The organism is Streptomyces sp. NPDC056231, assembly GCF_048270745.1.
In the GTDB taxonomy this organism is placed as follows: domain Bacteria; phylum Actinomycetota; class Actinomycetes; order Streptomycetales; family Streptomycetaceae; genus Streptomyces.
In genome coordinates this window covers 171,944-191,146 of record NZ_JBLVKW010000008.1, presented here as the reverse complement: position 1 = coordinate 191,146, position 19,203 = coordinate 171,944, and the positions used below count along the sequence as shown (strand labels likewise).

Genomic DNA, 19,203 nt, shown 5'->3' with positions numbered 1-19,203 from the left:
TCCGCGCTGGCCACCGGCACGAAGGTGCTGTCGCGCACCCCGCGCGAGTCGACCGGGCGTCCGGAGCTGACCGAGGCCGCGATCGTGGTCTCCGGTGGCCGTGGTGTCAACGGTGCGGAGAACTTCGCGATCATCGAGGCGCTCGCCGACTCGCTCGGTGCGGCCGTGGGTGCCTCGCGTGCCGCGGTCGACGCCGGCTGGTACCCGCACTCCAGCCAGGTCGGCCAGACCGGCAAGTCCGTCTCCCCGCAGCTCTACATCGCCTCCGGGATCTCCGGCGCGATCCAGCACCGGGCCGGTATGCAGACCTCCAAGACCATCGTCGCGATCAACAAGGACGCCGAGGCCCCGATCTTCGACCTCGTCGACTACGGCATCGTCGGCGACCTCTTCCAGGTCGTCCCCCAGCTCACCGAAGAAGTCACCTCCCGCAAGGGCTGATCCCCGTGCAGCGCGCCGTCCGGTGGTTCCGCACGGCGCGCCTGCTCACGGGCTCGGAGCCGCCACCCGTTGCTGGTCGTGCAACGACAGAACCACGCGGGAACGGGCGCCCGTGTCTGCCCCTCTCCCCCGCCTTCGGCACCGTGATCAACCGAAGGTGGCCGCTGCGATGAAGTCCGTGACCGGGCTGGGCTGGGAGGCCAACGAGGTCAGCGGATTCTCCACGGCGTACAGGGAGTCGAAGCCACGTCTGTGCAGCTCGGTGATGCCCCCTCGGCAACGGCGGCGACGTGATCACTCGTCTCGCAGAAGAACCGCCTGCACACCGCGGCCGCCCCCGGGCGTGCCACGGTACCCGGACTACTCCTCGGCAACGCCTGCTGAACTGTCTCCTTCACGCGCGATGCTGCATCCAGCGCGGGTTGCCGGAGTACGGGTGTCTGTTCCCGTACCCCTCTCCTGGGTCTCTTCGCAATGAACACGCTGAGCTCGCCCGACATCGGGGCCTGCTCCCGTCGCGGACCGGCTTGAAGCGGGCACGCTGGTCCACCAGTCGGCGGTGTCGACCTCAAACCGCATCGTGGCCCTGCACAGCATCACGGACCCGGTGAACTCACCCCTCACCCATGGCCGCTCTTCCACCCTGTGCGGCATGAGTCCAGGTCTTCAGGGAGGTCCGTTGTGGTCAGGGTCCGGTTCGGGCCGGAGAACGGTTCCTCGCCGCTCGCCAGGACCCGTGGCGCCGGGCTTCGGCGCGTCGTCCCGAACGGCGTCGCCGCCGGAGATCTCGCCTGGCCGGGTCACGGCGGGCCCGGTGCCCTGGATCTCGGTCCAGCTCGGAGAGTGCAGCCCGGACGACAGCTGGGTGTGGGTGACCTCGGCGGGCCAGCGGGTCCCGGAGTCGAGGATCAAGGTGACGGCGTCCCGCACCAGCAGCCCTTCGCCGCCGGGCGCGGTCAGCCGGGCCGTCCAGGACCGCTCGGTGCCTTCCGCACCGCGTCCGGGGACGACGGTGATCTCCGCCCACACACGGACCAGGGTGCCGTCCCTGCGTTCAACCGTTGCCAGACCCTCGTAGGGGTTCATACCCCCAGTCTGCGCCGGCTCCGGGCTGTCGCACAGCGAGGGGACCCCGCCGGCAGCACCCCACCGTCCATGCCACTCGCAGGGCACCTTTCCCTCGGGGCCAAGCCGGGGAAGCCCGACGCTGCCCCGGGTGGCGCACGAGGCGTTGTGGGCGTATGCGTGGAGTGCATGCGGTGGCGTGTGGGGCGCGCGAAACGCCCCGAGCTGCCGCGCGCAAGGTCGGACAGGAGGAAAGGTGCGGTGTGATGCCAGCGGGATCCAGTCGTAAGCGGGAGCGACAGTACGAGCGCGTCAAGGAGAGTGCCGAGAAACGCGGTGTCTCCGAGGAGCGTGCGAAGGAAATCGCCGCGCGCACCGTCAACAAGGAGCGGGCCCGCTCGGGAGAGGCGAAGACGGCAAGCAGCACATCCCTGCACGATCCAAAATCCGCCCCACAGCGTGGGGGTGAACGATCCCGTCGCGGATCGCAGGGGCCCACCAGGGACCAGCTCTACGAAGAAGCGAAGAAGAAACACGTCGAGGGCCGCTCGACAATGAACAAACAGGAGCTGCGCGAGGCACTCGGCCGCCGACAGCCCTTCGTGCGGGGGCGAGGAGACGAATCCTGATGACGCCTACACGCCACGTCACTCCGGTGTGCGGAACACCGTGCTGGGTCAACCGCATGACCCGCAACCTGCGCGCCGCACAGGACTTCTACTCGGCCGTTCTGGGATGGGAATTCCGCCCGGGCAGCCTGGGAACGGGTTTCTCGGTCGCCTCCGTTCACGGGCGATCGGTAGCCGGGCTGGCCGAGGTGGCGCCCGGTCTGCCGATGGCCTGGGCGTGGAGCCCGTACTTCGCCGTGGCGGACGCGGACACCACCGCTGCGCGGGTCCGTGAGCGCGGCGGCACCATCGCCGTCGGCCCGGTGCGCTTCGGCCTGGGCCGGGGCGTGATGGCAGCCGACCGCGACGGGGCCGTGTTCGGCTTCTGGGAAGGCCGCGCCCTGCCGTGGTCGGCCGGTCGCGGCAACGCACCGGCCTTTCTCGAGCTGCGCACCCGCGACGCGTTCGACGCCGCCATCTTCTACGCCGAGATCTTCGACTGGGCCTCCGGCGAACCCGGCTGCTGCGAGGTCACCTACGCCTACGAGCAGGACACCGTCACCGTCCGCCACGGCAAAAACACTGTGGCCACCCTGCGCGGAGGCGGCGTGGGGGAATCTCCCGACCCCCGCGTGCGGCCACGTTGGCACGTGCACTTCCAGGTCGACGACGTGGAATCGGTCATCGCCGCCGCGCGCGCGGCAGGAGGAACCGCAACTCCCGTGGTGCCCTCGCCCGGCGGCGGCACCGAATCCGTCATCAGCGACCTCAGCGGCGGCTTCTTCACCGTGTGGACCGAATCGGTACTCGCCGGGCCGCTGACCACAGCCGACCAGGAACCGGTGTGATCGACACCGGGAGACCGGCGAAGGCGCCACCGCACAGCGGAGACGGAGATGCTCGCCGCGGCCGGTGATGAGATCCCGCGGCGGCCGTCATCACGGGATCGGTGGTCCCGCTGTCGGGGGCCACCGAGGCGACGTGAGCGATCGCCTTGCTTCGGCCGGCCCGGCGCGGCAATCACTTGGCTGCGGTCCAGTCGGAAAGTGCAGCCGGTCACCGTGCCACCGACTCGTCCCCCGAGTCCCCGCCCTCGTCATCGCTCGGGCACTCGGCTACCTCGGCAGGAACAGGGCCCTCATCCTCACCGAGGCCGGAGCCCCCGGAAGAACCACGCCTCCGGTGACCATGCACGGCGAAGCGACCCCACCACGGCCTTCGCGTCGAGCGAACGTCCTCACTTCCCGGCTGTCTTCACCTCACAGTGGTGATCATGCTGAACCGAGTAGCCGTCCTTTCCGACATTCACGGAGTCCTCCCCGCGCTTGAGGCCGTGCTGGCCGAGCCGGACGTGAGCGCCGCTGATCAGATCGTGCTCACCGGCGACATCACCGCAGGTCCGCAGCCGGCGCAGGTCCTCGACCTGTTGACCAGCCTCGGCGACCGGGTCGTCTGGATCAGTGGCAACGCCGACCGCGAACTTCTGGAGTACCGCCGCGGGCAGCGCGACTCGATCCCTGACCCGATCGCGCCCTGGGCTGCCGAACAGCTGCGCGAGGACCACCTCGACCTCCTCGGTCGACTGCCTCGATCCCTCTCCCTGCCCGTGCACGGCCTGGGCAAGGTGCTGTTCTGCCACGCCACCCCTCGGGACGACGAAGAGGTCGTCCTGGTCGACTCACGCCTCGATCGTTGGAAGGACGTGTTCGGTGGGCTCGACGCCGACATCCGCACCGTGGTCTGCGGCCATACCCACATGCCGTTCGTCCGCGTGGCCCACGGCCGACTGGTGATCAACCCGGGCAGCGTGGGCATGCCCTACGGACGGAGCGGAGCCCACTGGGCCATCCTGGGCCCTGGCATCGACCTGCGCATCACCGACTTCGACATCGAGGCCGCCATCGCCCGGGTCAGCCAGGACTCCTCGTACCCCGAAATCGCGGAGTGGGCCGACTACTTCCTGCACGCGCGCGCAACCGACGCAGACGCTCTCGAAGCCTTCGGCCCCCGGGACGGACGCGAGCACGCAGGGTGACGGCCTCCTCTGTCTCCGACAGCAGACGGCACAGCACCGACCACACCATGAACAAGGCCTGCCCGTCTGCACTCCCTTCAGCGCACCGACCTGACCCGCTGCTCGGCGCCGGCACGTCGGCAGAGGCGCTCCCCATCCGACTCAACGTGGCGTCCCGACCCGTCGCGCTCTATGGTCAAAACTGACTGCCGGAGCGGGGCGTGAGCAGCATCCGTGACGGTGGGTGCGATCGGTGAAGCGTGCCAGGAGCCCGGACCCCGCACCTATTCGGTCGTGAGCGGGACGTGGCCGTCGCCGGTGTGGAGGCTCAAACGACGCGTTCGTGTCTCATGGCCGATTGTTCCGCCACCGTCCAGAACCACCCGCGAGAGGAGCCTTGGCATGAACGACCCCGGATACGCCGGCGAGAGCACTGCACTGCTTGTGGTCGACCCGTACAACGACTTCTTGTCCGAGGGCGGGAAGCTGTGGCCGCGCACAAAGGCAGTCGCCGAGCAGGTCGGCCTCCTCGGCCACATGCGTCAGGTCCTGGCGGCCGCCCGTTCGTCCCGAATGCGCGTCTTCTTCGTGCCCCATCGACGGACTTCCCCCGGCGATTACGACACGTGGGCGTATCTGTCTCCTTCGCAGGACGCGACGCTCAAAGGACAGGTCTTCGCCGCAGGTACATGGGGCGGAGAGTTCCACCCGGACTTCCAGCCGCGCGAGGGAGAACTTCGCGTGCACGAACACTGGTCAGCCAGCGGCTTCGCCAACACCGACCTGAACTTCCTGCTGAAGCAGCATCACGTCTCACGGATCGTACTGATCGGCATGCGGGCGAACACCTGCATCGACACCACCGCGCGATTTGCTCAGGAGCTCGGCTATCACGTCACGCTGATCAAGGACGCCATCGCTGCGTTCCGCCCTGAGGAGATGCGAGCGACGTTCGAGCTCAACGCTCCCACCTATGCCCACGCCATCCTCACCGCGGACGAGTTCACCTCAGGGCTGTCCCAGTAGCGTCGTCCGGCCGCAGCGCGGGCCAGGCGGCGTCTGGTGCGTGCGATCACAAGGCGGAGGGTCGCCCCGATACTGGGCGTATCGGAGCGAGCCCGACTCCACAGCGAGCGTGCGTGCCAGACACCGCCTGGCAGACGGGACTTTCGAAACACGCCCTAGCGTGAATCCCGTTCCGCCGCCTCAGCGATGCGCTTGATGTCCGCCAGCCGCCGATCCCAGTCGGCCGCGAGCGCGGCCATCCACCGCGCCGTCGCGTCCAGCGCCGCGGGCTGCACCGCGTACCGCACCTCGCGTCCGACCCGGCGGCCGGAAACCAGCCCGGCGGCGTCCAGGACGGCGAGGTGCTTGACCACCGCCTGCCGCGAGACGGGCACTCGTTCGGCGAGCTTCGTAGCGGTGACCTCGCCCTGCGCGGCAAGCAGGTCAAGCAGCTGACGTCGCGTCGGGTCGGCCAGCGCGGCGAGGACGCTGTCGACCGCCTCGCCGCCGCGACGTTCGTCTGTCACGCGGCCTGTTCGGCACGCTTCTTGAGCGCATCGAACACCTGGGGCCAACCGCCGGTGTTGTCCTTCACCGCCTTGCTGCGCAGTTCCTCGGACCCGGCCAGTGCCGCGAAGCCGCTCTCGACGACGCGCAGCCGTGTCTTGTCGCCTTCCGGAGTCAACATGAACTCCACAAGGGTGCTGTTGTCCTGACGCAGCTCTTCGCCGGGGAACGCGCTGGCCCAGCGGTACGCCACGTACGTCGGCGGCTCGACCTTCTCCACGCGCACCGGAAAGTCGCCGTACTCGGCATTCTTCGCCACGACCGACTCACCTTCTTTGGCCGCGATGCCGGGCAGGGTCGCCTTGTCGGCCACCCAGAACCCGGGGTCGGCCACCAGCGACCAGACCCGCTCCACGCGTGCCTCGATCAGGGTTTCGCGCTCGATCCGATCCTCGCTCATGAGGGGACTCCTTCACTGTCGCCATTAAGTGCAACTCCAGAGTTGCACGTCGCAGCCTCACGTGCAACCCGAGAGTTGCATCCCGATCGCGCGCCGTCCGTCGCGCCTGTTCAGCCAGTTGCTCGACGACAGTCGATAACCGAACACCGGGGCGACCTGCTGCAGGCAGGAATCCGGCGTTCGCTCAAGCGTGGTCAACCAGTTGCGCTTGGCCCTTCTGGCGCGCGCAGTGGGCACAGCAGAAGAACTGGCCGTTCGCCTGGAGGCCATGCCCCAAGATTCGACATTGACAGTTTTCGCAGGACGGAGCGATCCGTTGGGCTGCGCACTCAAGGCTGTCGAAGATGTGAAGAACCCCGTCCGCACGCACCTCGAATGCCTTCTCGTAGTCATTGCTACAGACTTCACATACCGCCATGGCCGATTACTCCTCGCGCTGCGTCGGGCGTCTCTCCTGGACGTTACGAGGCTGTGCTCAGCCCCATCCCAACGCAAGGCGACCAGCGGCATGGGCCTGCGTGATCACCCACCTGGACGCGGTTGACGTCACGACAGCGCAGCACCGTCTCATGCCACCTCGGGAAGGGCCTGCGCTTGCTGGAGAGCGCAGTGGCGGTCATGGCCCGACCGCACTGGTGATCGTCCGAGCCGGTATCACCTGGCTTCGGGTGGCCAGGCATCCGGCGCTCCGGCCGAGCCACGGGGGGCAGGGCCGTCGGCTGCCTCGACGACGTCGAGCACCGCGATCAACACGGTTGACCGGGTCAGGACGTAGCCGCCCGCCTCCCCTGCGCCGAATGCACGAGTCCAGCGCTCGAGAGGGCTGGGGCTGCGCGGCCAGACAGGTGGGCGAGACGCCATGCGGTTGCGCCAGCCATGCGGCCTGGGTGAAGTTGGCGCCACCAAGGCACATATCAGACATTGTCATCGGCGAAAGGGCCATGCAATGAAGTTCGCAGTCATCGGCGGAACCGGGCTGATCGGGTCGCTGGTCGTGAAGAATCTGAACGCGGCCGGCCACCAGGCCGTCCCGCACTCCCTGTCCAGCGGCGTGGACGTCATCACCGGCCTGGGCGTGGATGATGCCGTGGCGGGCGCCGACACCGTCATCAACCTGACGAATTCCCCGACCTTCGACGACGCCTCGCCCGCCTTCTTCCGGACGTCGATGGACAATCTCGTGGCCGCAAGTGAGAAGGGCCGCGTCGGGCACTTCGTCATCCTCTCCATCGTCGGCGCGGACCAGGTGCCCGACCTGGACTACTACCGGGCGAAGGTGCTTCAGGAAGACATCCTCAAGGCCGGCCCGATCCCGTACTCCATCGTCCGCGCCACACAATTCATGGAGTTCATCGACGCAGTGATGTCCGAGACCACCGAAGGCGAGACGGTCCGCCTGCCGCGTACGCCGCTCCAGCCGATCGCCGCCGCGGATGTCTCCCGCATCGTCGCCGAAGTCGCTGCCGGCACCCCGCTCAATGGCGTCCTCCACATCGCGGGCCCCGATGTCTATCCCCTCGACGAACTCGGCCGGCTCACCCTGGCCGCCAAGGGCGACGGGCGCTCTGTCGTCACCGATGACACCGCCGGCATGTTCGCCGTTGTCCAAGGTGATGCCCTCACCGCCCGGAGCGATGCCCGCATCGCCCCCACCCACTACACCGACTGGCTCTCCTGAACCGGCCGCGAGCTCCGGCGCTCGGCCGTGTTGACCATACAGCCCAGTTCGCCAACTGCCCTGGTGCAGACCTCCGCCATGTCCGGGTCCTGACGCAGATAGGCGAAGTCCCGTCCATGTGTGCATAGTTCAAGATTGGCGCCAGTGGCGAGCGCCCCCTCAGCAACCGCACGCTGACCAGGGATGCTGTGCGACGCCGGCACTCTGCGGAACTCCCGCCCAACCCCCCTTGCCGTATGGCGGACGCGCAGCCGGCTAGGGCGTGTTTCGAAAGTCCCGCCTGCCGGGCGGCCGGACGACGCTCTTTTCGAAACACGCCCTACGCCTGAGGACGCGCGATCAGCAGAGCCACGTCATCGTGGTGCTCCGGATCCCGCAGTGCGCCGAGAAGCCGGTCGCATGTCACTTCCAAGGGGTACTGGGGGCCTTCCAGCAGCTGGAGAAGTCTGTTCAGGCGCTCGTCGATGGGACATTCGCGGGTTTCGACCAGTCCGTCGGTATAGAGGACGAGCAGATCTCCGTTCCCCAATCCGACGGTGCCGGCTTCAAAGGGGACGCCGCCGACGCCGAGGGGGACGCCGGTGGGCAGGTCGAGCAGTTCCGGGGGATGGCCTGTGCGTACGAGGACGGGAGGCATGTGTCCTGCTGTGGCGATGTGGCACTCCGCGCGGCGCGGGTCGTAGACGGCGTAGACACAGGTGGCGATGAAGTGCTCCAGGCGTGCGGTGGTCCTGTCGAGCTGTCGGAGCACCTGTGCCGGGTCGAGGTCGAGATCGGCAAGCGTGCACGTCGCGGTGCGCAGTCGGCCCATGGTCGCGGCAGCGTCTATCCCGCAGCCCATCACGTCACCCACCACCAAGGCGGTCTTGTCGCCGTCCAGGGAGATGACGTCGAACCAATCCCCGCCGACCTCACTGGCAGCTCCCGCGGGTTCATAACGAGAGGCGACGTCCAGGCCCGCATGGTGCTGAGGGTGATCCGGGAGCAAGCTGCGTTGGAGGGTGACCGCGATATTGCGTGCGCTCTGGAACCAACGCGCGTTGTCGATGCACACCGCGGCGCGGGCGGCAAGCTCACCGGCCAGGGTGGCGTCGTCCTCGTCGAAGGGCAGCGGGTTGCGAGCGCGTATGAAGTCCACGGCGCCCAGGACTTCGCCGCGGGCGATCAGTGGCACCGCGAGATACGAGTGGACGCCGGCCTGGGCCAGGAGGGCGGCGGCAGCCGGGTCGCGGGCGATGCGGGGCAGATCCTGATCGGTTGCGTGCGACACCAGCACCGGCCGACCGGTGTGTACGCACTGCGTGATCAGGCGGTCAGCGCCGTACATGGCAAGGTCTCCGGGCCTGTCGGCGGCGCGGACGACCGCGGTGGGATAGGCGGCTGCAACGGCGAGGGCGCGGAAGAGTTCCGGGCCGGTCGCGGGCCCAGCCGAGCGGCGCAGGGCCAGGACGGAGTCGAGCACGTCGACCGCAGCCACATCGGCGAGGTCCGGCACCGTGGCCTCGGCCAGCTCCCGGGCGGTCTGGTCCACCTCCAGGGTGGTGCCGACGCGAGCGGAGGCGTCGGCGATGAGGGCAAGGCGCCGCCGAGCCCGTGCGGCCTCGGCGGCCGCACGGTGCCGCTCGGTGATGTCCACGACGGAGGCAGCCACCCCGAGCACTCGCCCAGCGCGGTCCTCCAGCCGGAAGTACGAGGTGGACCACGCGTGCTCGGTCTCGGGTTCGGTGGGGGTGCGGCCGACGACGTACCGGTCCAGGACGGGGACACCCGTTGCCAGGACCTGGCGCATCACGGACTCGATGGCCTTGGTGTCCAGGAAGGGAAGGGCGTCATGGACATTCCGGCCGATGTGGTCGGCGGCGGGCAGGCCGTTGATGTGGGCCAGGGCTGGGTTGACGGTCACGTACCGCAAGTCGGTGTCCATGACCTTGAGCCCGATCGGGGACTGCGAGACCAGCCGCTCGGAGAGCGCGAGTTCGGTTTCGAGCCGCTGGAGGGTGGTGCGGTCGGCCGCGATGCTCAAGGCATATACGTCGCCGAGGTGACCCAGGAGCCGCATGTTGCGGAACTCGACCAGCCGGGTGGTGCCGTCCCTGTTCCGGATGGGGAAAGCACCGGCCCAGCTCCGGCCTGTGTCCATCACCTCGGCGAACAACTTGATCACCAGATCAAGGTGCTCCTCGTGGACCATCAGGTGTGCCGCGTACTGGCCAAGAGCCTCCTGGGCGGTATAGCCGAAGAGCTCCTCGGCCTGCGGGCTCCAGAAGGCGATCCGTCCGTCGGCGTCCAGCACCACCGCGGCGACGGTCAGCAGATCCAGCAGCCCACCCGGGCGTGACCCCCCGGGGCGCAGTCGGCTGATGTCGGTCCGGAAGGACTCGATGCTGTTCATGCAAGGCACTCCCTCCGCCTGTCAACCGACGCGGGGCCTCCTGCCGGCCTTCGGTCGCGCCGGTCTCCTTGCTGCTCCGGATACCCCCATACTCCCCCGAGCCCCGTCGCCATCCCAGCGCAAGACGGTTGGCAGACCGGAGAGGACTCGTCTCCAGGCGGTGATACGCCCAGGGGCCCGCGAGACTCTGAATGTCTGCCGTGGCCCGGTGGGTCCGGCGATGGGATACGCAAGTCCGTTTCCTATATGAAACAACCGCATCGAGACCTTTGTCACTGCTCCGCGGACACGCCTCTCGATCAACGTAGGATGGCTTGATTCGTGCGCTAAGCGCGAAGAGTTCCATAAATCTGGAATACGCCCCACTTATCTCCCGCTTCACACGCACGGAGCCACCCTCATGGACAACCTGTCCACCGCCGACACCGACGGCGCGATAGAGACACGCGGTATCGAACCTGTCCCGGACCACGAGCGCCGGGGCAGAGTCCGCGAACTCTTCCCGACTTGGGTCGCGGCGAACATCAGCGTCCTGCTTCTCACCATGGGTGCGGCCCTGGTGGTGTTCAACCAGTTGAATTTCTGGCAGGTCTTGATCGTCGCGGTGTGCGCCGCGGTCGCCTCGTTCGGCATGGTCGGCTTGCTGTCGGTCTCCGGAAAGTGGGGCGGGGCGCCGGGCGCGACGCTCTCGCGGGCCACCTTCGGTGTGCGCGGCAACCTGTTCCCCGGCGCGATCCTCTGGATCGCTCGGTTCGGTTGGGAGACGATCAACGCCGTCACCGGTGCCTACGCCGTGCTGACCATTCTTGACCTGCTCTTCGGCGTCAAGAGCAACACCGCGCTGATCATCATCACGCTCTTCGTCTTCGTTGCCAGCACGTTCCTGGTCTCCGGCATGGGCCGGAAGGCGCTGAATGTCTGCAACACCTGGTCGACGTACCTCTTCGGTGTCTTCAGCATCCTGGTGCTGGGCTACCTGATCGCGACCATGCACTGGAGTGAGGTCTTCTCCAAGCCCGCGGGTACCACCGCGATGATGATCGCCGGCATCGGGACCATCGCCGCCGGTGGCATCAGCTGGGTCCCCACCGGCCCGGACTTCACGCGCTACCTGCCGCACGCCGCCTCTGGAAAGAAGATCGTCGGCGTGACGGTTTCGGGCGCCGCTCTGGTGATGGTGCCGATGGTGCTGATGGGTGCGGTGATGGCAGCGGCCTCGCCCGGTCTGGCGAAGGCCTCGGACCCGGTCGCCTTCCTCGGCGACCTGCTGCCGACCTGGCTGGCCGTGCCATACCTGCTGACCGCGATCGTGGGCATGATGCTGATCAACAGCCTCTCGATGTACTCGGCCGGCTTCACCGCCCAGACCATGGGTGTAAAGCTGCCGCGTGCCATGGCCGTCAGCATCAACGCCGTGATCTCGCTGATCGGCGGCCTCATGCTGATGCTGGTCGCCAAGAGCTTCCTGGGCTCCTTCATCACCTTCCTGACCCTGCTCGCCGTCTCCTTCTCGGCCTGGATCGGCGTCTACGCGGTGGACATGTTCCGGCGTCGGTCGCTTGCGGTGCGCTACGACGCCGCCGCGCTGATGGACACCAGCCGGAGCAGCCGGTACTGGTACGTGGGCGGCTTCTGCTGGCAGGCGATGGTGTCCTGGGGGGGCGCACTGCTGATCGGGCTCGCCTTCACCAAGTGCGACTGGTTCGCTGGCCCATTCTCCGACACTCCCATCGGCAAGTACGGGCTCGCCTGGGCGGCGACCATCGTGATCTCCGGCGTGATCATGGCCGTGCTCCCCGCGCCCCGGGAGAACACGTCCGCCGCCACCGAGGAGACCGCCGCCCTCGAGGCCGAGCGGGTCACCGTCTGACGCGAACGCGCGGACACCTCGTCGCTGGCTGCCCGGCCGTCGGTTCACTTGAGCCGGCGGCCGGTCTTCTTCCCGGGGCAGTGGGCATGGCCAACAGCGCGTCACGGCTTCGCAGCACGATCAGACCGACGCTCAGCAGGGTGCGGCCGGGCTGGTGAGCGGGGCTCGCCCCGGCTCACAGGTGCTGCCGCCGCCGAGCTCGGACTCCCAGGTCACCGCGCCCGTCTTCGGGGCGTGTCCGCGCACCCCGTATGCGGTGAAGGTGACCGGCTTCGCCGGGACCGATGCGGGGTCGGTGAGCACGGGCGACGAGTGGCTGTCGATGTCGCCCGCGGTGTCCTTCGCCCACAGTTGCCTGCAGCCCGTCAGGTCCATCGCGATGACCGTGTTGCGCGACGAGGAGTGCAGATAGGTGGCGTTAGAGCCGGGCTCGCGCATCGCGGTGCTGTGGGACTGGCCCCACGAGATCAGGCGGCGGGGCACGCACCCTCGCCGATGGATGTGGTGACGAAGTCGTAGCCCATCGCCTGCTTGCGCTTCATGGCGTAGACCTTGAGGCAGAAGGCAGTGTCCGTGCCGTCGGCTGTGACGGTGTAGTCGGCCTGTTCCGCACCACCGTTGAACACGGCGGAATCCGGCGGCTCCGAGGCGAGCGTGACAGTCACCGCGTCCTGGGAACTGTGGCCCTTCTCCGCGATACCGGCCTGCAGGATCTCCTCGTAGTTGATGGTCCCGGGCCCGAACTGCGCCTCGCTCGACAGCTCGGCGGTCGCCGCTGTCACGGCGGACCGCAGTTCGTCCCCGTCCCAGTTGTTGGAGCCGCTGAGGAGCCCCGGATGGTAGAGCAGGCACATCCCGCCGGCAGCGAAAAACAGCGAGCCGATGATGAGGGCGCGACCGACGGGGTTGTGCGGGTTGTAGACGTATCGGTTGGTGCCCCATTTGCTTCGAATGAATATGCGGTCTGCGTCGTCGTGGCTGTCGGTCATGGCGACATTCTCGACGCCGGTCGGCCCTTGTGACCAACGGTTCAGGGATCGGCTGAGAAACCTCTCGGACATGATCGCGCCCCTCCGCGGAGCCGCTGGGCGATGCGTCCACAAGCGAGAGGTGCCGACCGGTCAAGACCTGTGGGCCGATGGCTGTCTACGGACGTCGAAGCGCACAGGGAGTGCTTCTCAGGCCGGTTTCGTGAGGAAATCGGAGAGCGCTGCGCGCACGGTTTCCGCCTGTTCCAGGTGCAGGTCATGGCCGGCACCAGGGATGCTCATGGCGAGGGTGGCGGGTCGCCGCCGGAGCATCTCGTCGGCCTCCTCCGTAGGGATGAAACCCGCTTGGCCCAGCAGGACGAGGGTGGGGCACGTGACCTGCCCCCACTCGTGCCAGAAGGAACGCCGAGCGTTCTCCTCCATTGAGCGGACCATCACGTTGCGGTCGAAGCGCGGCCACCAAGCGCCGTCGCGTTCCTCCAGTCCAGACGCCCAGCCTTCACCGACCGGTCCGCCGCCGAAGAAGGAGACCGCAGCTTCTCGTGAGGGGAACGGTGTCGGCCAGGAGTCGAGCCATGCACCGATGTCCGCGGGGACTTTCGGATTTGGACCGCCCGGGCCCGCCTCGATGAGCACGAGGGCTCGGACCAGCTCGGGATGCGCTGCGGCGGTGAGCATGGCCGTGTGCCCGCCCATCGACTGGCCGACCAGAACAGGCTGCCGCAGGTCAAGCTGTTCGACAACAGCGACGGCGTCGGCAACGTAGGCCCTGCGGGAAACATCCTGGGGGTGGCGCTCGCTGGCGCCGTGCCCGCGCTGGTCAACCGCAACGACCCGGAACCGGGAGCTCAAGTCGTTTGCCAGCGAGTCCCATTCACCCACGTGACCAGCCAGACCATGCAGCAACAAGAGGGCCTGTGCCGAGCCTCCCCAGTCCCGACAGACCAGCCGAACACCATCTCGCACTACCAGACGCTCAGACCACGCCACCTCAGACCCCCCCAAAAAAGATCGACCGTCTTTGATCATGCCGCACGCGTGGTGTGCACGCTCCGGGGGGTGCGAGCGGGGGCCGCCGTCGTGCAGGAGCCGGCACCGTGACTTCGTCCTTGGCGTCCTGGCTCGCCCGGTGAGCGCGAGTTGCTCGACGCTGCCGGCTGATGGCCTTGGCCTTTCCCGGCGGATGGTCTGTTCGTTGCCCCACCCTTGCACCGGATCAGCGCTTTAGCCCGGTAAGCAGCCGTGTCTCCCCCAGTTGGACAGCCCGCTCCGGCAACCTGTGCGCATGGCCGACACCTTCGAGCACACCCCTCAAATCTGGAACGCCGCACAGCTGCGCGACGCCCTCAAAGATCTGCCCGATGACGCACCCATCCACATCGGTGTGGCAAGCGACCCCGGCGACTTCGACGGGTACCGCGGCTTCGTCCTCGTAGACGCCCACCAGGTGGAGAACTGGTGGCCTGCCACCGCGACGACGCCAGAGCGCACCGAAACGGAGGAGGCTCTGACCCTGTTCGCCGACTGGGAGCCGGACAGATACGACCGTCTCGACTGATCCGGTCACGCTCAGGTCCACCGGACTGTCAGAAACCGCTGCAGCATTCGCCGGACACGCCCACGTCGAAGGAGCAGCCCTGTGGACCTGAGCGTGAACCACAGAGGATTACCTCTGCGGTCGCCGAAGAGATCCGGCCCTCAGTAGCCGTACCTTGGGCGGCGTCTCGTTCTGCCTGGCGGCTGGGCGCATAGCCGCTCGCGCGCAGGAGGTCGCAGGCGGATGCGATGGTGGGCCTACCGGCTTTCAGGCCGCAGCCAACTCCTGCTCGACGGGGCCGCTCAAATGAGCTCGGCTTGCCGGGCGCCGTGCCTGCAGTCGAGCCTGCGGTGAATGGCGTGATGCGGTGGAGGTACCGCCCCGGGAGCCTGGGGATCCACCGCTCGCCTTCACGAAGGTCTACCCGTCGGATGCGACGGTGCGTGGCGTCCATCCTGACGCCTCCAACACCTCGTGCACCTCTGATGACCAGCTGCTCATCTTGAGCCCGGGCTCCTCAGCCATGAGCGTAACGATCTTCTCAGCCGGCCGGCGTCACTGAACTCGCCCGGCGCCTCGGTCGACGCTCCACGGTGTGGGGCGGAGCCGGGGTCGGTCAGAGCGTACGGGTGAGAAGGTCCAGCAGTGCCGTCCAGTGGCGTTCGGCTGCATCTGGGTTGTAGGCGGCGGTGTCGGCCTGGGTGTACCCGTGGTGCGCCCCTCGGTAGACCTCGCCCTGGTGGCGGACGCCTGCTGCCGTGAGTGCCTTCTCGAGACGGTCGATCTGCTCGGGGGGCATGGCCTGATCCTGATCGGCGTGCCCGAAGTACGCCTCGGCAGTGATGCGGTCGGCGAGCAGGTGTGGGCTGTCGGGGGTGTCGGGGGCCAGATTCCCGCCGTGGAAGCCGGCGATGGCGGCGACGCGGTCCGGGTAGGTGCCGGCGGTGCGCAGTGCGAGTCCTGCACCCATGCAGTAGCCGGTGACGCCGACCGGGCCGTCGGTGGCGTGTGGGCAAGCGGCCAACCAGCGCAGGTAGGCGTCGGCGTCACGCATCGCCAGTTCCGGGGTGAGTGACCGCATGATGGGGGCGATGCGCTGGAAGATATCGGGGCGCTGGACGGGGTCGATGAAGTCCGGAAGCTCCACCACCGGAGCATGTCCATGACGGTAGAAGACGTTGGGAACCAGCACGGTGTACCCGGCGCCGGCAAGACGGTCAGCCATCTTCTTCACGTGCGGGCGCAGGCCGAAGGCGTCCACGTAGAGCAGGACAGCGGCATGGGGGCTGCCGTCGTCGGGATGGGCCAGGTAGGCGTCGGCCGCGCCATCCGGGGTGGGAATATTCACCGCTGTTCCGTGCACGGCAGTCATCGGTGCTTCTCTTCTCTCTGTCTCGAATTCGGCAGGGGCACTACTACGGGCGACCTGTGCTTGCTGTCGGGCACCACATGGACGCTGCTGCGGGCAGGGCTGCCTTCGTCCCCATGGCCTTGCCCGTTGAGGCGGATGCTTCTCGGGCTCGCACGTCGACGGCTCCCGTGGACGGGCCTGGAGCAGGGCCGTACGGACCGTTCCACGTGCTGCTGAGCGGTGGCCTTCCGGGTTGGGCTGCGGGTTTTCCGATCAGTTGCGTTGTCTCCCGGTGCCGAGGTCATGAGGCGGCGGCTGGCCCGGCGTGTTGCCCTCGGCCCTGTGGCTCCGGCCGGAGATGGCACCCGGTTCGACGGTCACCGGGCCGATCCGGCGAGCACCGAACCGACGCGGCAGCGTATCAGCCGCTGGTCGTCTCCGGCGGGGAACTGCTGCCGGACGCCGCCTGGCAGGCGGGACTTTCGAAACACGCCCCAGGGCGGGGCGGAGCCGAGGCCGAACCGGGCGTTCTCGACAGCCCCGGGTCGGGTACGGCGGTGAACATCCCCGCGGCGACTGCTTTGCGCAGAGGCGTGCGGCGCGACGGTCCGGCACTGTTGTGCGCGATGTCGGAAGGCATGCAGCAACGATGCGTCCCGTGATCGGAAGGAACCTCCTTGCCGTCCCGTGCAGGGATGACATTCCCTCGGCCGGGTCAACGATCCGTACGTCGGGACGCGCATGGCTCCTGGCACATGGTGACGATCATTCGCCGACGGACTGATCGCCCGTGGCACAGAGCCGGACACCGCCGGGCGCACGGGATGCCGCCAGACCAGCAGCGGTGTGGTGGGTTGGCCGTCGCCGACGCAGGGCGCGTGCGGTGAACGGGCCGAGCAGGGCACTGCTGCCCAGCGTCAGGTTGACCAGCTCCACGCCACCGATGGAGGCGGCAAGTGCCGGTCAAGGGGTGCAGGGGCAGGCGGCGTTGGAACCGTGGCTGATCGAACTGCCGTGGCGCAGCCGCGCCTTGCGGCCCCGATCCGGCACCGGCTCGACGGGGGAACCGGTGCGCAGGGCGACCGGTTCGGTGCTCCGGATCGGCCCAGCGGACGAAACGCAGATCGCTGAGCAGCTCGGCCGGACCCGTGTTCGTATCCCAATCCTGTTCTCCATCGGCCGGGGCCTGATAACGTCGCCGTACCCGTGACCGACCGAGGAGGTGAGACCCATTAACGCTGTATCAGGCTGGGTGCTCTCCTCCCCCGCGGCTGTGCGGTTCATCTGACATAGGTGGCCCTGGGAGCGCCCGTAGGCATCCCGAAAGGCCACAAACCTATGTACTTCACCTCGGAGACGATCTCGAGCGGCGTCTCGGAACGTCCGTTCCCGCATGACGGCACACAATGCGTCGCTGACGGCGCGTGGGCCGACGCCGACTCGGGCCGCCACACGGGCAACCCCAGGTTCGAGCTGGAGAGCTCACAGCGCTTCTTCGCACGTCATCCCGTCCGAGACCTCGACGCCCCGCAGGCACACAACTGACCCGCGTGGATCAAGCCGACGTTCCGCTTCAGCACCTCTCTCCGAAACACCACTGAAAGGATCTTTGCCATGCCTGCCTTCTCCGCGTATGACGGCACCAAGCTTGCCTACCACGTCCTCGGCGACGGAAATCCCGTGGTCTGCCTGCCCGGAGGTCCGACGGACTCCGCATACCTCGGCGATCTCGGTGGCCTTTCCGCGCACCGGCAGCTGATCAGGCTGGACCTCCGGGGAACCGGCTGGTCGGAGATGCCGGAGGACGCCACCTCCTGCCGCTGCGACCGACTCGTCGACGACCTGGAAGCCCTGCGCGAGCACCTCGGCCTGGACCGGATGGACCTGCTCGCACATTGCGCCGGCGCGAATCTGGCAGCGCTGTATGTGGGCCGCCATCCGGAACGCGTCAGCAAGCTGGCGCTGATCACACCGAGCGTCCGGGCCGTCGACTTCACGATCACAGGAGACCTCCGGCTCGAGACTGCGCAGCTCCGCCGGGACGAGCCGTGGTTCCCGGCAGCGTTCGCGGCCTTGGAGGCGATAGTGGCGGGCAAGGCCACCAGCGACGATTGGAAGGCCATCGCGCCATTTTCCTATGGCCGTTGGGACGAGGTGGCTCAGGCCCATCAGACCGCTGGGGATGAGCAGATGAACATGGAGATCGTGGCTGCCTTCGGTGCCGAGGGCGCTTTCGACCCGGACGCCACCCGTGCCGCGCTCGCCCGGTTCGCTTCGCCGGTGCTCCTACTCGCCGGAGAGGTCGATCTGGGTGCCCCTCCTCGCACGATGGCCGAGTTCGCCGGTCTGTTTCCGAAAGCCGAGCTCGTCGTTCAGGCCGGGGCCGGACACTTTCCGTGGCTCGACGACGCCGACCGGTTCGTGGCGATCACCGAGGCGTTCCTGGGGTAGGCGGACAACCCCGTTCGAGTCGGTCGCCGTGGCAATCATCGGCCTCGTCACTTCACGGGATGACCCCGTGCACGGCTGCGCCAGGCCACGCCGACCGGCATGCCGGTCCTGACGGAAGGTACGGCCATGATCGTCTCCTACCTCACCATCGAGCGTGAGCGGGGCCGCATCGCGGCCGATGCCGACGTCTCCATACTCGCGCCCACGCTGATCGGGGCCGGGCACCTGCTCTTCGCCGACCGGGAAAGCCCCCGCCGGAGGCTGGAGCCGTTCACAGGATCGTGGCCACGGTCATCGTCGGCGCAAGGGGGCGACCACGGCGTGGCCGTCGTCGCCGATGTCGACGAGGCCTCATAGGCCCAGCCCGGCGGCCGGTCCTGCCGTCTGTTGCCTGCGCCTCGGTGTCGGTGTCGGTGTCGGACGGTCCTGCACGATGGCGCCGGGCACAGCATGACTGGGTCCCCCGTGTCCCCCGTCGAAGCGATGACCATGCCGCTGCTCTCGAAACGGACGGTCGGTCGAGCCGGTGTGCTGATCTCACGCCCGGGGCGGCTGGGATCCTGCTCACCGTGCCAGGGCGTGTTTCGAAAGCAGCGTCGTCCGGCCGCAGGGCTGGCCAGGCGGCATCTGGTGCGTGCGACCGCAAGGCGGAGGGTCGTCCTCGTCCTGGACGTATGCGGGCGACTGAAGACAACGCGGCGAGGTGCCGTGCCAGGCGTTCCGGGCCCACGAAGATCGGCAGGGCGGGACCGGGCGGTGGGCGAGGCGGGGCGGGTGGAAGCCCGACGCTTACGGCGAAGGGCGCTCGACCCGCCGTCCTGCCCGGCGCCCTGGA

At 68.1% G+C, this 19,203-nt stretch carries 19 protein-coding genes and 1 pseudogene; 10 read left to right on the top strand and 10 right to left on the bottom strand.

Annotated elements, in window-relative coordinates; all coding sequences use genetic code 11:
* Positions 1-441: electron transfer flavoprotein subunit alpha/FixB family protein (locus tag ACNPQM_RS10090; protein ID WP_418083741.1), on the top strand; the 441-nt coding region annotated here is incomplete at its 5' end.
* A gap of 666 nt (positions 442-1,107) precedes the next feature.
* Here the strand turns inward: ACNPQM_RS10090 and ACNPQM_RS10085 are convergent.
* Positions 1,108-1,527, bottom strand: coding sequence for a hypothetical protein (locus tag ACNPQM_RS10085; protein ID WP_418083740.1), 420 nt, complete (start codon positions 1,525-1,527; stop codon positions 1,108-1,110).
* 245 nt (positions 1,528-1,772) lie between these two features.
* Here ACNPQM_RS10085 and ACNPQM_RS10080 point away from each other — a divergent pair, with 245 nt between their 5' ends.
* From ACNPQM_RS10080 to ACNPQM_RS10065, 4 genes are all read left to right on the top strand, one after another.
* A complete protein-coding gene (locus ACNPQM_RS10080) occupies positions 1,773-2,135 on the top strand; it encodes a plasmid stabilization protein (protein WP_418083739.1) in 363 nt (120 codons plus the stop codon).
* Positions 2,135-2,962, top strand: a complete 828-nt coding sequence (locus ACNPQM_RS10075; RefSeq protein WP_418083738.1) for a VOC family protein — start codon at positions 2,135-2,137, stop codon at positions 2,960-2,962. The genes ACNPQM_RS10080 and ACNPQM_RS10075 overlap by 1 nt, the downstream gene beginning before the upstream one ends.
* A gap of 425 nt (positions 2,963-3,387) precedes the next feature.
* Positions 3,388-4,149 (top strand): metallophosphoesterase family protein, encoded by a 762-nt coding sequence (locus ACNPQM_RS10070; RefSeq protein ID WP_418083737.1) that lies wholly within the window; start codon positions 3,388-3,390, stop codon positions 4,147-4,149.
* A 381-nt stretch (positions 4,150-4,530) separates the two neighbouring features.
* Positions 4,531-5,154 carry an isochorismatase family cysteine hydrolase gene (locus ACNPQM_RS10065; protein WP_418083736.1) on the top strand — a complete coding sequence of 208 codons (624 nt, stop codon included), beginning with the start codon at positions 4,531-4,533 and terminating at the stop codon, positions 5,152-5,154.
* Positions 5,155-5,309: 155 nt separating this feature from the next.
* Here ACNPQM_RS10065 and ACNPQM_RS10060 read toward each other — a convergent pair whose 3' ends face one another.
* The 3 genes from ACNPQM_RS10060 to ACNPQM_RS10050 form a co-directional block, all read right to left on the bottom strand.
* Positions 5,310-5,660 (bottom strand): ArsR/SmtB family transcription factor, encoded by a 351-nt coding sequence (locus ACNPQM_RS10060; RefSeq protein ID WP_358861446.1) that lies wholly within the window; start codon positions 5,658-5,660, stop codon positions 5,310-5,312.
* Positions 5,657-6,100 (bottom strand): SRPBCC domain-containing protein, encoded by a 444-nt coding sequence (locus ACNPQM_RS10055; protein WP_418083735.1) that lies wholly within the window; start codon positions 6,098-6,100, stop codon positions 5,657-5,659. The genes ACNPQM_RS10060 and ACNPQM_RS10055 overlap by 4 nt, the downstream gene beginning before the upstream one ends.
* Positions 6,101-6,284: 184 nt before the next feature.
* Positions 6,285-6,518 carry a hypothetical protein gene (locus tag ACNPQM_RS10050; protein WP_358861448.1) on the bottom strand — a complete coding sequence of 78 codons (234 nt, stop codon included), beginning with the start codon at positions 6,516-6,518 and terminating at the stop codon, positions 6,285-6,287.
* Positions 6,519-7,046: 528 nt separating this feature from the next.
* On the opposite strand from ACNPQM_RS10050, the gene ACNPQM_RS10045 reads away from it, so the two are divergent.
* The gene (locus ACNPQM_RS10045; RefSeq protein ID WP_358861449.1) at positions 7,047-7,778 is read left to right on the top strand and encodes an SDR family oxidoreductase; all 732 of its coding nucleotides are present in this window, start codon (positions 7,047-7,049) and stop codon (positions 7,776-7,778) included.
* Positions 7,779-8,097: 319 nt separating this feature from the next.
* Here the strand turns inward: ACNPQM_RS10045 and ACNPQM_RS10040 are convergent, their stop codons facing one another.
* On the bottom strand, positions 8,098-10,170 hold the full coding sequence (locus ACNPQM_RS10040) for a SpoIIE family protein phosphatase (protein WP_418083734.1): 2,073 nt from the start codon (positions 10,168-10,170) through the stop codon (positions 8,098-8,100).
* Positions 10,171-10,570: 400 nt separating this feature from the next.
* Here ACNPQM_RS10040 and ACNPQM_RS10035 point away from each other — a divergent pair, with 400 nt between their 5' ends.
* Complete coding sequence (locus ACNPQM_RS10035; protein ID WP_418083733.1) at positions 10,571-12,040, top strand: purine-cytosine permease family protein; 1,470 nt, start codon at positions 10,571-10,573, stop codon at positions 12,038-12,040.
* 132 nt (positions 12,041-12,172) lie between these two features.
* Here ACNPQM_RS10035 and ACNPQM_RS10030 read toward each other — a convergent pair whose 3' ends face one another.
* The 3 genes from ACNPQM_RS10030 to ACNPQM_RS10020 all read right to left on the bottom strand — a co-directional run bounded on the left by ACNPQM_RS10030 (position 12,173) and on the right by ACNPQM_RS10020 (position 14,058).
* Positions 12,173-12,523, bottom strand: coding sequence for a hypothetical protein (locus tag ACNPQM_RS10030; RefSeq protein WP_418083732.1), 351 nt, complete (start codon positions 12,521-12,523; stop codon positions 12,173-12,175).
* Complete coding sequence (locus tag ACNPQM_RS10025) at positions 12,508-13,029, bottom strand: hypothetical protein (RefSeq protein ID WP_418083731.1); 522 nt, start codon at positions 13,027-13,029, stop codon at positions 12,508-12,510. Before ACNPQM_RS10025 ends, ACNPQM_RS10030 begins: the two co-directional genes overlap by 16 nt.
* A 189-nt stretch (positions 13,030-13,218) precedes the next feature.
* Entirely contained in the window at positions 13,219-14,058 is an 840-nt protein-coding gene (locus ACNPQM_RS10020) for an alpha/beta fold hydrolase (protein ID WP_418083730.1), read from the bottom strand.
* Positions 14,059-14,314: 256 nt separating this feature from the next.
* Here ACNPQM_RS10020 and ACNPQM_RS10015 point away from each other — a divergent pair, with 256 nt between their 5' ends.
* Entirely contained in the window at positions 14,315-14,587 is a 273-nt protein-coding gene (locus ACNPQM_RS10015) for a DUF6225 family protein (protein ID WP_358861452.1), read from the top strand.
* Positions 14,588-15,182: 595 nt separating this feature from the next.
* On the opposite strand, the gene ACNPQM_RS10010 is transcribed toward ACNPQM_RS10015, so the two are convergent.
* Positions 15,183-15,938 carry a dienelactone hydrolase family protein gene (locus ACNPQM_RS10010; RefSeq protein WP_418083729.1) on the bottom strand — a complete coding sequence of 252 codons (756 nt, stop codon included), beginning with the start codon at positions 15,936-15,938 and terminating at the stop codon, positions 15,183-15,185.
* A gap of 846 nt (positions 15,939-16,784) precedes the next feature.
* Positions 16,785-17,012 (bottom strand): annotated as a pseudogene (locus ACNPQM_RS10005) (lipase); the annotation flags it as partial.
* Positions 17,013-17,531: 519 nt separating this feature from the next.
* On the opposite strand from ACNPQM_RS10005, the gene ACNPQM_RS10000 reads away from it, so the two are divergent.
* Entirely contained in the window at positions 17,532-18,368 is an 837-nt protein-coding gene (locus ACNPQM_RS10000) for an alpha/beta fold hydrolase (RefSeq protein WP_418083728.1), read from the top strand.
* A 99-nt stretch (positions 18,369-18,467) separates the two neighbouring features.
* Positions 18,468-18,725 (top strand): hypothetical protein, encoded by a 258-nt coding sequence (locus tag ACNPQM_RS09995; protein WP_418083727.1) that lies wholly within the window; start codon positions 18,468-18,470, stop codon positions 18,723-18,725.
* The last annotated feature ends 478 nt before the right edge of the window (positions 18,726-19,203 follow it).